11 protein-coding genes are annotated in these 15,037 nt (G+C 58.7%); 6 read left to right on the forward strand and 5 right to left on the reverse strand.

Annotated features, from left to right (window positions below; all coding sequences use genetic code 11):
- Nucleotides 1-666: 666 nt before the first annotated feature.
- From ACA061_RS13820 to ACA061_RS13835, 4 genes are all read right to left on the reverse strand, one after another.
- Nucleotides 667-3,069 carry a TonB-dependent siderophore receptor gene (locus ACA061_RS13820; protein ID WP_497299402.1) on the reverse strand — a complete coding sequence of 801 codons (2,403 nt, stop codon included), beginning with the start codon at nt 3,067-3,069 and terminating at the stop codon, nt 667-669.
- Nucleotides 3,070-3,136: 67 nt separating this feature from the next.
- Nucleotides 3,137-4,084, reverse strand: coding sequence for a FecR domain-containing protein (locus tag ACA061_RS13825; RefSeq protein ID WP_497299403.1), 948 nt, complete (start codon nt 4,082-4,084; stop codon nt 3,137-3,139).
- Nucleotides 4,084-4,593 carry a sigma-70 family RNA polymerase sigma factor gene (locus tag ACA061_RS13830; RefSeq protein WP_210552752.1) on the reverse strand — a complete coding sequence of 170 codons (510 nt, stop codon included), beginning with the start codon at nt 4,591-4,593 and terminating at the stop codon, nt 4,084-4,086. The genes ACA061_RS13825 and ACA061_RS13830 overlap by 1 nt, the downstream gene beginning before the upstream one ends.
- Nucleotides 4,594-4,677: 84 nt before the next feature.
- Nucleotides 4,678-5,586 carry a helix-turn-helix domain-containing protein gene (locus ACA061_RS13835; RefSeq protein ID WP_497299404.1) on the reverse strand — a complete coding sequence of 303 codons (909 nt, stop codon included), beginning with the start codon at nt 5,584-5,586 and terminating at the stop codon, nt 4,678-4,680.
- Between the two features lie 161 nt (nt 5,587-5,747).
- Here ACA061_RS13835 and ACA061_RS13840 point away from each other — a divergent pair, with 161 nt between their 5' ends.
- The 5 genes from ACA061_RS13840 to ACA061_RS13860 all read left to right on the forward strand — a co-directional run bounded on the left by ACA061_RS13840 (nt 5,748) and on the right by ACA061_RS13860 (nt 12,253).
- Nucleotides 5,748-7,106 (forward strand): glutamine synthetase family protein, encoded by a 1,359-nt coding sequence (locus tag ACA061_RS13840; protein ID WP_150603546.1) that lies wholly within the window; start codon nt 5,748-5,750, stop codon nt 7,104-7,106.
- Between the two features lie 151 nt (nt 7,107-7,257).
- Nucleotides 7,258-8,346: a polyamine ABC transporter substrate-binding protein gene (locus tag ACA061_RS13845; RefSeq protein ID WP_497299405.1), complete on the forward strand. Its 1,089-nt coding sequence runs from the start codon at nt 7,258-7,260 to the stop codon at nt 8,344-8,346.
- A complete protein-coding gene (locus ACA061_RS13850; RefSeq protein ID WP_497299406.1) occupies nt 8,343-9,644 on the forward strand; it encodes an NAD(P)/FAD-dependent oxidoreductase in 1,302 nt (433 codons plus the stop codon). Before ACA061_RS13845 ends, ACA061_RS13850 begins: the two co-directional genes overlap by 4 nt.
- A gap of 385 nt (nt 9,645-10,029) precedes the next feature.
- Nucleotides 10,030-11,685, forward strand: coding sequence for a PqiB family protein (locus ACA061_RS13855; protein ID WP_210552756.1), 1,656 nt, complete (start codon nt 10,030-10,032; stop codon nt 11,683-11,685).
- Between the two features lie 16 nt (nt 11,686-11,701).
- Complete coding sequence (locus tag ACA061_RS13860; protein ID WP_497299407.1) at nt 11,702-12,253, forward strand: PqiC family protein; 552 nt, start codon at nt 11,702-11,704, stop codon at nt 12,251-12,253.
- Here ACA061_RS13860 and ACA061_RS13865 read toward each other — a convergent pair whose 3' ends face one another.
- Entirely contained in the window at nt 12,254-13,099 is an 846-nt protein-coding gene (locus ACA061_RS13865) for a site-specific integrase (RefSeq protein ID WP_224788436.1), read from the reverse strand.
- Nucleotides 13,100-13,483: 384 nt separating this feature from the next.
- Here ACA061_RS13865 and ACA061_RS13870 point away from each other — a divergent pair, with 384 nt between their 5' ends.
- Nucleotides 13,484-14,863, forward strand: a complete 1,380-nt coding sequence (locus ACA061_RS13870; protein WP_497299408.1) for a UDP-glucose dehydrogenase family protein — start codon at nt 13,484-13,486, stop codon at nt 14,861-14,863.
- The last annotated feature ends 174 nt before the right edge of the window (nt 14,864-15,037 follow it).

Below are 15,037 nucleotides of genomic sequence, written 5' to 3' on the forward strand. Positions count from 1 at the left end.
AAACACGTCGCTGCGTGAAATCTGAAGCGTTCAGCGTGGAGGTTGGTTCGTTGATTTCAAGGGCTGCCACACCGTGAAAAGCGCCGCCTGATTTACTTGCAAATGCTGACAGTTTGGGCGGTGAACACCTTGCGCTTGAAGGCTGTTGAACTTTCCTCCTACCAAACACCCCGGACACTCTCTTGGCTAGCCAGATAAAAGCTCAGAAAAATGCCAATCCGGTACCGTTGTTAACCACAATTTTGACTTGTTAACTACGGTGGTTAACAAGTCAGGAAACAGGTTTACAGAGTGTTTCTGCCCCTGAGTGTTAGTCTTTATTTGCCTAGCGCATCTGAGCTTTTAAAGCTCCGCAATGCTGTTCCAACTCCGGAATTGCCGCTTGGAACGGTTACACTTATAATTGCTAGCGCTGGTCTGTCAGCCGTAGGCTTCCATTGTTGGCCCCGCAAATTAGGTTGGACTACATCAGAGCGCGTGTCTGACGAGCGATATGTGCTCTTAAAGGTGGTCTACCGCCAATGGCAACCTAACAACCTTTACGTGAAGTCATTAGCTAACTCAACTAAACATCTATTTAGTATAGTTAACGGTGTATCGACGATATTAAAAGACGTATGGCGACGTTATCAGCAATATGATGCAGTCGCCCTTCACGCTTCAGCTTCAAAAATCGACGGTAGCCGACAACAGATAAGTCCGCGGCGTCGACAGCGTCAGCCCCGGCTCGCTGTCGTCCGAAGCGCCCGCCGAACTCCAATAGCGTTTATCCATCACGTTCTCGATGTTGGCACGCAAGGTAATGTTTTTGTCATCGACCTTGAACGCATAGCGCGTGCCTACGTCGAAGCGCTCCCAGGAGTCGATCTCCTTCTCGTTGGACTGATCCAGATACTGCGAACTGGAATAGATTCCGCGCCCGGTCAGCGTCAGCCCTTGCACAGTCGGCACGTCCCACTCAGCGCCCAGGTTGACGTTGTATTTCGGCGTTGCCGGCGCGCGGTTGCCATCGAAAGTGCCGTTGGTGGTGTGGGTCAACTCACTGTCGATATACATCACACCGCCGAGCAGCCGGAAACCTTTCAGCGGCTCACCGAACATGCTCAACTCCACCCCATTGTTCTGCCGTTTACCGTTCGGACCGAACACTCGCGTCGTGGCATTGGTTTCGTAGGCAGGCTGTTTGATCCGGAACACTGCAGCGGTCACTGCGTACGCGCCGGCGTCGTATTTGGCGCCGACCTCGACCTGACGACTGATGAACGGCGGGAAGATTTCATCCTCGTTCACAGAGGTCGAAGGCGCGATCTTGCCCTGACTCAGACCTTCCATGTAATTGGCGTACAGCGACAATTTATCGGTTGCCTTGAACAGAATGCCGCCCGACGGCGAAATCTTTTCCTCGTCGTAAGCGGTGTCGCCTTTCACGTCATCGCTCCAGTCGTCGACCTTGACCCGCTGCCAGCGGGCGCCGAGGGTCAGCAACAGGCGATCATCAAAGAAGCCCAGCGTGTCGGACAGCGCCACGCCGCTGAAGCGGTTTTCGGTATAGACCTTAGCATCTTGACGCGTCGGTGTGCCGGGCTTGGCCGTTGTCACCGGGTCGTAAAGGTTGCTGCGCCCTGCCGCATAGCGGGCGCCGCCGTTTTCAAAGTCCATGTAGAAGTAGCTGGCCGCGAGGTTGACTTCATGGCTGACCGGGCCGGTATGGAACCAGTTGCGCACGCCTGCCGTGGCCGTACGAACGTTCTCGTCGCGGGTGAAATCCCGAGGCAGCACGCTGAAATCACCGGCGTCGTTGGTGACGGAAACGGCATGGCGCAGGAAATCATGGTTGCTTTTACGCGCGCCGACACCGCCGTACACCATCACCGAATCGCTGACATCGAACTCACCGTTGACCGTGCCAAAGGTGTCTTTGGTTCGCGCCTGGCTCCAGGGCTGCGCGTAGTTGTCGCGCACGTCGTTGGCATTTGGAACCTTGGCGTTGGCCGCCACCTGAACGCGTTCTTGCGGGGCGTCAGTATCGCGCTCGGTATGACCGATGTCGGTCGACAGGCGCAGACGATCGCCACGAAAGTCCAGGCCCAGCACAGCCATATCGCGATCGACACTCTGGTGATCCCATTCAGTGTCGCCAGACTGTTTGACGCCGTTGAAGCGCAGGCCGAATTGATTGTCTTCGCCGAAACGTCGACCGACGTCCACTGCACCACCAAGCTGATTGTTGGAGGCATAACTGGTCGTCAACGAAGTGATGGGCTTGTCGGTAGCGTGCTTGGGCACGACGTTGATCCCGCCGCCCACGCTGCCCCGAGGTGAGATGCCGTTGATCAGTTGGCTCGGGCCTTTGATGATGTCGACGCGATCAGCCATTTCCATGTCAATCGTGTAAGTGGGCAAGACGCCGTAGAGGCCGTTATAGGCAACGTCACTGTTGAACAGACTGAAGCCGCGGATGGTGAATTGCTCGTAACGTCCGCCTGCCGGATTGGTCGCGCGCACCGAAGGATCACTGGCGATCAGATCTCCCAAGGTTCGGGCCTGCTGGTTCTTGACCGCTTCGCTGGTGTAAGTGGTCATGCTGAACGGGGTTTCCATGAAGTCCTTGGACCCCAACAGCCCTTGCGAGCCACGTCGTGCGACCTGGCCACCGGCAAACACGTCGGCATCTGACGAACCGGTGGCGCCGAGAATCGAGGTCGGCGCCAGTTCCAGACTGCTGCCGTCCGCCGCCGGAACCAGGATGTAGGCATTGCCGCCAACTGGCTGCAATTGCAAACCACTGCCCAGCAACAACCGGGTGAAGCCCTCCTCCACCCCGTATTCTCCGGACAGCCCTGCACTGTTACGCCCGCTGACCAGCGCCGGGTCCACCGACAGATTGACCCCGGCCAAACCGGCAAAACGCGTCAACGCCGCGCTCAGATTACCGGCCGGTACTTGATAGCTGCGGCGCTCGGCGCCATCGGCCCAACTGGTCGACATCAACAGGGGGCTGGCACTCAGGCTCAGCAGCAGACTCAATTGCAACAACGGACGCAAACGACTTGGGAATACTGCGGGCATTGGAAAAAGCTCTCGATTTTGTTCACTTGCCTGAAATGACCAGCGAGGCGAAAAAAAGGGACAGCCTTCAGCTAATGTTTTTTCGCGGGACGAGAGAAACCCAGAAACGGGTGCGCGTATGGACGTCGATTGGCAGACTCGCGGCGAGTAATGAAAGGACTTGATCAGTGTTGTCGAGACGGAAACTGCCGGTGATGCGCAAAGATTCCAGCGCCGGGTCCCAGCGCAAGAGCCCGGATCGATAACGGCTCAGCTCGCGCAGGAAATCACCCAGCGGCTGGTTCTGCGCCATCAACACACCTTCACGCCAGCCCGGCATCAACGCGTCGAACGCCGCGACAGGCCCGGCGCCGGAGGCTTGCAGACTGACCTGCTGGCCATGATTCAACATCAGCGCCGGCCCGTGCAGCGGCTGCAACTGCACCGCGCCACTGACCACCGAAACGCGGCATTCACGTTCGCTGAGGCGCAGGCAGACTTCACTGCGGCTGACGCTGATCCGCCCGTAAGGTGCGTTGATCAGCAAGGCTGAGTTGCCGGGAACCTTGAGCGCCATCTCGCCCCGCACCAGCGTCAATTGACGGGCAACCAGATCGATATTGACCGCGCTGTCCGTGTTCAACTGCAACGAACTGCCATCCGCTAACTGTAATTGACTGCGCTCACCAATGCCGGTGTGCAGATCGGCCCGCCACACGTCCAGCGGCAATTGCCGACTAATCAGCCACGCCGCCGGCACCAGCGCCGCCAGACCGAGTGCGCGTTTCAGCGCTGCACGACGTTCTGGATCCGGGCGATCCAGGGTGGCCATGGCCAATGCCGAAGGCAGGCTGGAAAACCGTTGGCGCAACAGCTGAATCTTCTGCCAGGCATTTTCATGGCGGTGATCGCTGCTGCGCCAGTGTTGCAGGCGCGTGTGATCATCATCCGTGGCCTCGCCCGACTCCAGCAACGCCAACCATTGCGCAGCAGCGCGGGCCACTTCACGCGCTTCGTCGCTGGGGGCAACGCGCATCAGAAATCCACCAGCAAGCAATGCTCGTAGGCCTGCGCCATGTAGCGTTTGACCGTGCGTTCAGAAACCTTCAAGCGCTCGGCAATCTCGCGATAGCCAAGCCCTTCGAGCTGACTCCACAAAAATGCCCTGCGCACTGCTCGCGGCAAACCATCGAGCAACTCATCCAGCGCTTGCAGGGTTTCCAGCAGCAGCCAGCGCTGCTCTGGCGAAGGCACGCTCTCCTCCGGCAATTGCGCCAGTGCTTGCAGATAGGCTTTTTCGAGTTGGCGGCGGGTGTAGAAGTTGCTCAGCAGGCGTTTGCCCACGGTCAGCAGATAGGCTCGCGGTTCCTGAATATCGATCAGGGGTTGCGCACTGGACAGCACGCGCAGGAAGGTATCCTGACTCAGATCAGCCGCATCCCAGGCGTTGCCCATGCGCCGACGCAACCAGGTTTCCAGCCAGCCCCGGTGATCCCGGTACAGGTCGTGCAGGTTCTGCTCCGAGGGCGCTGCTGCTTCAATCATCTCAAGAGACCCTGCGCGAAGTTAGATTCAAATGAGACTGATTCTAATTAACTTCACGTTTTAGACAAAGGTCTTTTTTGTTGGTCAGGCGATTCGCGAACGCTTGAGGGTCTCGCTGGGCAACTCTTTGAACAGCGCTCGATAGCTACTGGAAAACCGCCCCAAGTGCCAAAACGACCAATGCATCGCGACCTCGGCCACCGTGGTTTCCGTCGGCCTGCGCTTGAGCAACTCGCGGTGCGCACTGTTCAACCGGCGCAAGCGCAACCAATGGCTCGGCGTCATCCCGGTGAAGTGCTTGAAGGCTTGCTGCAATTGCCGCAGCGGAACACCCGCCACTTGCGAAAGCTCCAGCAGATTGAGCGTTTCTTCGGGTGAATCCGCCGCCCATTCGGCGACGCGCTTCATGATCATTCGCTCTTCGGTGCGGCGCTGCAATTCGCTGCGATCCAGATGCACCCGAGCGTTATCAAGAATGAACAAACAGTCCTCAAGCAACTGCTGAGTAAGCATCTCTTTTTCAATCAGATCAATGGGTTGCGGCAACTTCGTGAGAGTTGAGCTTAACCAGCGACTGAACAAGGCGTTCTGCCCGCCATTGAGCGGCGTCATGAACAGGCCTTCGAGTCTGGCCACATCCAGACCGTGCTGGCGAACGAATTCCGGGCCGAACACTACCGCAATTTCCTGATAGTTCTCCGGGGTGATCCAGATGTTGCGGCTCTCTTCATTGAGCAGGTACAGCGCGTTGTCACTGCGATCAAAACAGAACGCCAAAGCACCCGATGGCGCGCTGAAATTTTGCTCGACCCGGGTGTTCATCTGCTCTTCGTAGACCTCGACGCCCTGCAAATCCAGATAGCGGATCTGCCCGGCGAAATGGCCCGGCGACATCTGTTGGTAATGCTGAACCCAGCCCGGCGTGGCGCGGACTTGCTCGGCCACATCGGCGGTGTTGAAAGCTTGAACCTGGAGCGAATTACACGTTGTCATGGGGTGACCTTGCGCACTCTTTTGGTGCGCTTTGGTGTGCTTAAAGTGGATAGATGGAACGGTAAGGCTCGCCCAAGATAGTCGTCAACGCGCTACAGGGGAAGGGGCGGAAGATGAAACCCGCCCTCCCCGGCGTCAATAAAACCAATAACGAGGTCTTTATGAATGCCCCTTTCGATCAGCTGTTCACTTGGCTGAAAGATCACAAGATTACCGAAGTCGAATGTGTGGTCAGCGACCTGACCGGCATTGCCCGCGGCAAGATCGCACCGACCAACAAGTTCCTGCATGAGCGAGGCATGCGCCTGCCGGAAAGTGTGCTGCTGCAAACGGTAACCGGGGATTTTGTCGACGACGACATCTACTACGACCTGCTCGACCCGGCTGACATCGATATGGTCTGCAAGCCTGTGGCGGACGCGGTCTACGTGATTCCATGGGCGATCGAGCCGACCGCCATCGTCATCCACGACACCTTCGACAAGTTCGGCAACCCGATCGAACTGTCGCCACGCAACGTGCTGAAGAAAGTCTTGCAGCTGTACACCGATAAAGGCTGGAAGCCGATTGTTGCGCCGGAAATGGAGTTCTACCTGACCCAGCGCTGCGAAGACCCGGATCTGCCGCTCAAGGCGCCACTGGGCCGCTCGGGCCGTGCTGAAAGTGGCCGTCAGTCTTTTTCCATCGATGCCGCCAACGAATTCGATCCGCTGTTCGAAGACGTCTATGACTGGTGCGAGCTGCAAGGCCTGGACCTCGACACACTGATCCACGAAGACGGCCCTGCGCAGATGGAAATCAACTTCCGTCACGGCGACGCCCTGGATCTGGCCGACCAGATCACCGTGTTCAAACGCACCATGCGTGAGGCTGCGCTCAAGCACAACGTCGCGGCGACGTTCATGGCCAAGCCTGTGGGCGACGAGCCGGGCAGCGCCATGCACATTCACCAGAGCGTGGTGGAAATCGCCACCGGCAAACCGATCTTCGCCACCGCTGATGGGCAGATGAGCGAACTGTTCCTGCATTACATCGGCGGTTTGCAGAAGTACATCCCGAAAGTCCTGCCGATGTTTGCGCCCAACGTCAACTCGTTCCGCCGCTTCCTGCCGGACACGTCGGCGCCAGTGAACGTCGAATGGGGCGAAGAAAACCGCACCGTCGGCTTGCGTGTGCCGACGTCCAGCCCTGAGGCGATGCGCGTGGAAAACCGCTTGCCGGGCGCCGATGCCAACCCGTATCTGGCGATTGCCGCGAGCCTGTTGTGCGGTTACCTCGGCATGGTCGAGAAGGTCGAGCCGAGTGCGGGCGTCGAAGGTCGTGCCTACGAGCGCCGCAACCTGCGCCTGCCGATCACCATCGAAGAAGCGCTGACGCAGATGGAAGAGTGCGCCACCGTGGCCGAGTATCTGGGCAGCAAGTTCGTCCGGGGTTATGTCGCAGTGAAGCGTGCCGAGCATGAAAACTTCAAGCGCGTGATCAGCTCGTGGGAGCGTGAGTTCCTGATGATGAGCGTCTAAGTCCTTCATCGTCTGTACCGCCGCCATCGCGAGCAGGCTCACTCCTACATTTGAAATGCGATCCCCTGTAGGAGTGAGCCTGCTCGCGATGACGGCAGCCCAAACACCAGTGAACCACCTGAAAAATCCAATAATTTAAAGAGGTGTCGATATGCGTCTATTGAAATCCCTGATCCCGCTCAGCCTGAGCGTTCTGTTCAGCGCCGTAGCCCACGCCCAGCCACAGGTCAGCGTCTACAACTGGACTGACTACATCGGTGAAACCACCCTCGCCGACTTCCAGAGCCAGAGCGGGATCAAGGTGATCTACGACGTTTTCGACTCCAACGAAACCCTCGAAGGCAAGCTCCTCGCCGGCCGCACCGGTTATGACGTGGTGGTGCCGTCCAACCACTTCCTCGCCCGTCAGGTAAAAGCCGGGGCGTTCCTCAAACTGGACCGCTCGCAACTGCCCAACTGGAAAAACCTCGACCCGAAACTGCTCGAACTGCTGGAGAAAAACGACCCGGGCAACGAGCATTCCGTGCCGTACCTGTGGGGCACCAACGGCATCGGCTACAACGTCGACAAGGTCAAACAAGTGTTGGGCATCGATCACATCGATTCCTGGGCCGTGCTGTTCGAACCGGAAAACCTGAAGAAACTCAGCCAGTGCGGCGTGTCGATGATGGACTCTGCCGACGAAGTGTTCCCGGCCATCCTCAACTACATGGGCCTGGATCCGCGCAGCGAGAATCCCGAAGACTATAAGAAGGCCGAAGCCAAACTGCTGAGCATTCGCCCGTACATCACCTACTTCCACTCGTCGAAATACGTGTCGGACCTGGCCAATGGCGACATCTGCGTGGCGTTCGGTTATTCCGGCGACGTGTTCCAGGCGGCCAACCGCGCCAAGGAAGCCAAGAACGGCGTGAACATCGCCTACGCGATCCCGAAAGAAGGCGCCAACCTGTGGTTCGACCTGTTGGCGATTCCGGCCGACGCCGGTAATACCAAAGAAGCCCACGCGTTCATCAATTACCTGCTCGATCCACAAGTGATCGCCAAGGTCAGCGGTTCGGTCGGTTATGCCAACCCGAACCCGGCCGCCAAGCAGTACATGGATCAGGAGCTGGTCAACAACCCAGAGGTGTATCCGTCTCAAGCGGTGCTCGACAAGCTCTACATCTCCTCTACCCCGCCCCAGGCGATCATGCGTTTGATGACCCGTTCCTGGAGCAAAGTGAAGTCGAACAAATGAATCAGCACAGCCACGAACACGCCCGCTCCTACTACGCAGCCTCGGCTCGGGCGACCACACCCTACCCCGTCCTGGACGGTGATCTGAGCGTCGATGTCTGCGTGATCGGCGGCGGGTTCACCGGGGTCAACACCGCCATCGAGCTGGCTCAGCGCGGGCTGTCGGTGGTGTTGATCGAGGCGCGGCGGATTGGCTGGGGCGCCAGCGGCCGCAATGGCGGTCAATTGATCCGCGGGATTGGCCACGAGGTCGAAGGTTTCGCCAAGTATGTAGGCCAGGAAGGCGTGCGCTATTTGCAGCGCGCCGGGATCGATTCGGTGGACCTGGTGCGCCAGCGCATTACAGACAACGGCATCGAATGCGATCTGCGTTGGGGTTTCTGTGAACTGGCGAATACGCCGGCGCAATTTGCCGCGTTCAAGGACGAACAAGTCAGCCTCGCCGAACTCGGCTATGCCCATGAAACTCGACTGGTCGGCCCCGAGCAGATTCGCCGGCAAGTGGTAAATGCCGAAGGTTATGCGGGCGGTCTGATCGACATAGGCTCGGGCCATTTACATCCACTGGATCTGGTGCAAGGCGAAGCGCGACTGGCGGCGTCACTTGGCGTGAAAATATTCGAGCAGAGCCCGGTACTGGAAATCATCCATGGCACGACGGCTCAGGTGCGTTGCGCCACGGGCACTGTGCGTGCCGGCAGCCTGGTGCTCGGTTGCAACGCGCATCTGGATGAACTCGAACCTCAGCTCAGCGGCAAAGTACTGCCCGCCGGTAGCTACATCATTGCCACCGAGCCGTTATCAAAGGAGCGCGCCGCGCAACTGATCCCGCACAATCTGGCCCTGTGTGATCAGAAGGTCGGACTCGATTACTACCGGCTCTCGGCGGACCGGCGCTTGTTGTTCGGCGGTGCCTGCCATTACTCCGGGCGAGACCCGGCAGACATCGCCGCTTACATGCGCCCGAAGATGCTCAAGGTATTCCCGCAACTGGCCGACGTGCGCATCGATTATCAGTGGGGCGGCAAGATCGGCATCACCGCCAACCGTTTTCCTCAGGTCGGGCGCCTCAAGCAGCATCCGAATGTGTTCTACGCCCAGGGTTACTCCGGTCATGGCCTGAACGTCACTCACTGGTGCGCCAAACTGCTCGGCGAGGCGATTCATGCGGGCCACAGTCAGGGCATGGACGTGTTCAGCGGCGTGCCACACATGACCTTCCCCGGCGGCCCGGCCCTGCGTTCGCCGCTGCTGGCACTGGGCATGTTCTGGTATCGCCTGCGCGAACTTATGGGCTAACCCAAGCACGCCCCCTGTAGGAGCTGCCGAAGGCTGCGATCTTTTGATCTTGATCTGAAAGAAGATCAAAAGATCGCAGCCTCGTTTTACTCGACAGCTCCTACACCGCCACCCCACCACACTGGCACATGCACGATCCCCTGTAGGAGCTGCCGAAGGCTGCGATCTTTTGATTTTGATTTTGATTTGAATGAAGATCAAAAGATCGCAGCCTCGTTTTACTCGACAGCTCCTACAGGGGTTTGGTGAGCGCATTTCACCTGCCGATCATTATTCATGGCGCCCGACTGCTAGACATATTTGCTCTATCGCCAAGCACTTCTATATTGATGAAGTGCTTTTGCGTTCCTGACGCTCAGTGCCCAATTATCAGAGGAGGACACGGATGAAGTCGTCAGCCATCGACGAGCCACGAGCACCAGGCCAGGCCCCCATAAAAACCCGACGCTTCAGCATATCGCTGGTATGGATCGTGCCGATTGTCGCGGTGCTGGTGGGTATTTCGCTGGTCGTGCACAACCTGATGCAGGAAGGGCCGACCATCGTCATCAACTTCAAGACCGGCAGCGGGCTGGTGGCGAACAAGACCGAGGTCAAGTATCGCAACGTGGTCATCGGCCAGGTCACCGATGTCGAGCTGAGCGATGACCAGAAAAGCGTCAACGCCACCATCAAACTGGCCAAGCAGGCCGAAAGCTTTACCCGCGAAGACTCGCAGTACTGGGTGGTACGCCCACGCATCGGCGCTGGCGGCGTGTCCGGTATCGACACCCTACTCTCCGGCGACTACATCGGCGCCGACATTGGCCAGGCCAATAACCGCGCCAAGCAGTTCAAGGGGTTGGAGAACCCGCCGCCCATCACCTACGGCGAACCGGGCAAGCGCTTCATGCTGCACACCCAGGATCTCGGCTCGCTGGACATCGGTTCGCCGGTTTACTACCGCAAGATCCCGGTGGGCCAAGTGGTCGCCTACACCCTCAGCAAGGACGGCAAAGGCGTCGACATCGAAATCTTCATTCATTCGCCCAACGATGCCTTCGTCACTGAAAACACCCGCTTCTGGAACGCCAGCGGTATAGACGTCAGCGTTGGCGCCAACGGCTTCCAGGTCAAGACCGAGTCGTTGTCGTCCATGCTGGTCGGCGGCATTGCCTTCCGGGCGCCGGATTACAGCCCCAACGATGTCGCTGCGGCCGATGACAAAGATTTCGAGCTGTTCGAAGACCAGTTGACCGCCCTCGCCCCGCCCAACGGCAAGGCGCAATACCTGAGCTTGCGCTTCGACCAGGCCCTGCGTGGGCTGAAAGTGGGCGCACCGGTGGAGTTCCTCGGCATGGAGATTGGCCGGGTGGTGGGGATCAATCTGGATTTCGACGCGAAAAAACGCAGCTTCCCGCTGAACGTCGGCATCGTCATTTACCCGCAGCGCCTCGGTCAGGCCTACAGCAAAATGCTCACGGCCTTCAAGCACGACCCCAACGACGAAGCCGCCGGCATACGCCTGATGGGCACCTTTATCGACAACGGCCTGCGCGCCCAGGCCCGCAGCGGCAACCTGCTCACGGGCCAACTGTATGTGGCGCTGGACTTCTTCCCTAAAGCCGAAAAAGTCGCCTTCGATCCGACGGCTCGTCCCGTGGTCATACCGACCGTGCCCGGCAGCCTCGAACAGTTGCAGGAAAAACTCGAAGCGATGGTCGACAAAATCAACAAACTGCCGGTGGAACGGATCGCCAACAACCTCGATGGCAACCTGGTCGAGTTGCGCAAAGGCCTGACCCAGTTCAATGCGAAAACCTTGCCGGGCGTACAGAGCACCCTCGCCGATGTCAGCAAAACCCTGCAGTCCGCCAACTCCACGCTGGCCGATGATTCACCGCAGCGGGAAAAAATCAATGAGACTCTCGACGAGCTCTCTCGCATGTCGCGCTCCCTGCGTGAGTTCTCGGATTACCTGGGTCGTCATCCGGAATCGTTGATTCGCGGTCGTCCCGAAAACGCCGGGCCGATGGACCTTAAAGGACCGCCACGTAATTGAGCACAGGAGCTGAACCATGGCTTTACCGTTGAAGATCACCGTGCTCGCTGCATTGATGCTGCTTGGCGCTTGTCGTAGCGATCCGATCAGCTTTCACACGCTGGTACCGGCACAACCGGGTTCTGGCCGAAGCGGATCGGAGATCGCCATTGAAGGCGTCACCGTGCCGCCGCAGGTCGATCGCGCACAAATCGTCATCCGCCAGGGCAACAGTGGCCTGGCGATACTGGAGACTGATTGGTGGGGCGCGACGCTCGCGGATGAATTGCGCAGTGCCTTGGTCGACCAGTTGAGCAGTGCCAGCGGCCAGCAGAAACTCTCGGTGCGCGTCGACGTGCAGCGCTTCGATTCGATCCCCGGCCAGTACGGTTTGATCGACGTCAAATGGCGTTTGCGGCCACTCGGCGCGACTGACAGCGCACTGCTGACCTGCCGTTCCGTCCTGCAAACGCCTTCCGGGCCAAGCATCGACGAACTGGTGACGGCGCAGCAAAACAACGTCAAACGTCTTGCCGCGCAAATCATTCAGGCCGCCAGTGGGTCGCGCGGTTGCCCGCCCTCCTCCTGATCAGAGATCGAAGCGATCCACCGCCCGCCGCCGCTCGTTGTCGTCACGCACATCGTAGTTGGCGGTGGTCTGGATGTTGCTGTGATGCGCGAGTTTCTGCGCAATCGACAGATCATGCTCTTCGATCACCCGGGTGATGAACGAACGGCGGAAATCGTGGGGCATGATCTTCACCCCGACCTGCGTGCCACGTTGACGGGCGATATAATAGATCGCGTGTTTGGTGATGCGCTCGCGGGTGATGTGGCTGCCACGACGGATGCGATTGAACAGAAACCCGTCATCGCTTTCACCTTCCTTGAGCTGTGATCTACGCAGTTCCAGCCACGCATCGAGCTTGGCGAACGCCCACGCCGGGGCATACTTGATCAGTTGCTTGTTGCCCTTGCCGATGACGGTCAGGCTGCGCTCAGTGAAATCGACCTGATTCAAATCCAGATCCACCGACTCGGATTTGCGCATGCCGGTGCCGTACAGCAGCGCAATCACTGCTGCGTCACGCAGCCCCTGCGGACGCGGATCAGCGGCGCAGACTTCCATCAATTCATGAATCAGCGTGCGCTTGAGGTTGCGGCCCTGCGACAACCGCGTGCCGGCGATGCCCTTGACCGAACGCATCTTCAACAAATGATCCTGGCTGATCAGGCTCATGCGCCAGGCTTCGTTCATCACCCCGCGTACGGCATTCACGTAAAGCGACGAGGTGTTGGGCGCATAACCGTCGGCGCGCAATGCGGCGACCAATGCCACCACATCCTCAGGTTGCAGCGCGTGCCAGGGGATTTCCTCGATATTCACTTCTTCGAAACCGAGGCGGTCGGCGGCATCCTGCAAAACGTAGCGCATGGTCAACTGGCTGGAAGGCGCCAGACGTGCCAGATAAAGCGTCAGCGGATTAGTGTTGGACGGGGTGGATTCAATACTCGACAAGTCAATCAAACGAAACGGCCTTGAATGGAAAACAGTTCATTACAACATGACAAAAAACGGCAAAACCTGAATGCAACCGGTTGCCGGAAAAGGCTCACAACCTGCCGGCCAAGGGCTTAAAAGTCAATCAGGCATTCCCCGACCGGTATTCCAAGCCCTTGAAATTCCGTGTTTTTCAGACAACCGGGCGGACGTTGCAAGCGCGATAGACGAATTGAAACATGCCCCTGTCTACCCTGATCGCGGTCATCAACCGATCAACACTCATCTGGCTCGCGCGTCCGCATTCAGGAGTGCTTCATGAAAATCACGGTATTTGGCAGCGGTTACGTCGGTCTGGTGCAAGCGGCTGTGCTGGCCGAAGTCGGGCATGACGTGGTGTGTATGGACGTCGACCAGAACAAGGTCGACTTGCTGAGTCAGGGCCACGTCAGCATTTTCGAACCGGGGCTGGCCAGCCTGGTGCTCGAGGGGCTGGATGCGAAACGCCTGTTGTTCACCACCGATGAAAAACTCGCCGTCCAGCATGGCCGGGTGGCGTTCATTGCGGTGGGCACGCCGTCCCGTGAAGACGGCTCGGCCGATTTGCGCTACGTGCTCTCGGTCGGCGATGCGATTGCCCGTCACCGTGAGCAACCGCTGATTCTGGTAGAGAAATCCACGGTGCCGGTGGGCACGGGCGACACCTTGCGCGCGCACATCGAAAAGGCTTTGATCAAAGTGGGTCGGTTGCTGCATTTCGATATCGTCTCAAACCCGGAATTTCTCAAGGAAGGCTCCGCCGTCGCCGACTGCCGCCGCCCGGACCGCATCGTCATCGGCTGCGAGGGCGATGAGGTGCGTGATGTGATGCGCGATCTGTACGCGCCCTTCAACCGCAACCATGACCGCATCATGTTCATGGACCTGCGCAGCGCCGAGCTGACCAAGTACGCCGCCAACTGCATGCTCGCGACCAAGATCAGCTTCATCAACCAGATCGCCGAACTGGCCGAACACTTGGGTGCCGACATCGAATCGGTGCGCCAGGGCATCGGCGCCGACACGCGCATCGGATACCACTTTATCTATCCGGGTTGTGGTTATGGCGGTTCATGCTTTCCCAAGGACATGCGCGCGTTGATCCACAGTGCCGAACAGGCGCACTGCTCCAGCGACTTGCTGCAAGCGGTCGAAGCGATCAACCAGCGGCAGAAGCACAAACTGTTCGAGCGCATCAATGCGTTCTACCAAGGCGAACTGCGCGGCAAGACCTTCGCCCTGTGGGGTCTAGCGTTCAAACCCAATACCGACGACATGCGCGATGCACCGAGCCGGGTCTTGCTGGAAGAACTCTGGGCCGCCGGCGCCAGCGTGCGCGCGTTCGATCCCGAGGCCATGCAGCAAACCCAGAACCTCTACCCGGACGAGTCGAAGCTGATGTTGATGGGCACACCGGAGTCAACATTGCCCGGCACCGACGCATTGATCATCTGCACCGAATGGCAGCAGTTCAAGGCGCCGGATTTCGACCTCATCAAGCAGCGCCTCAACACCCCGGTGATCTTCGACGGTCGCAATCTGTACGACGCCGAGCGGCTGGCGCGTAACGGCTTCCAGTACTTCCCGATGGGCCGTGGCGAGTCGCGCAAATTGCCAATCCCGCTACAACAATGGCCCCATGCGTCCGACGTCGCCTGAGCGGTTTATTGCGAACACGAGGCCCCATGTAGGAGCTGCCGAAGGCTGCGATCTTTTGATCTTGATTGTTAAAGATCGCAGCCTTCGGCAGCTCCTACATAGGGGATTTTGTTGTGTCAGGTTGACCGGTGACTGAGACCCGGTGAGGATGGCGACGCCCGCCTGTGCATTTGA

The sequence above is a fragment of the Pseudomonas sp. LBUM1668 genome, assembly GCF_059695715.1.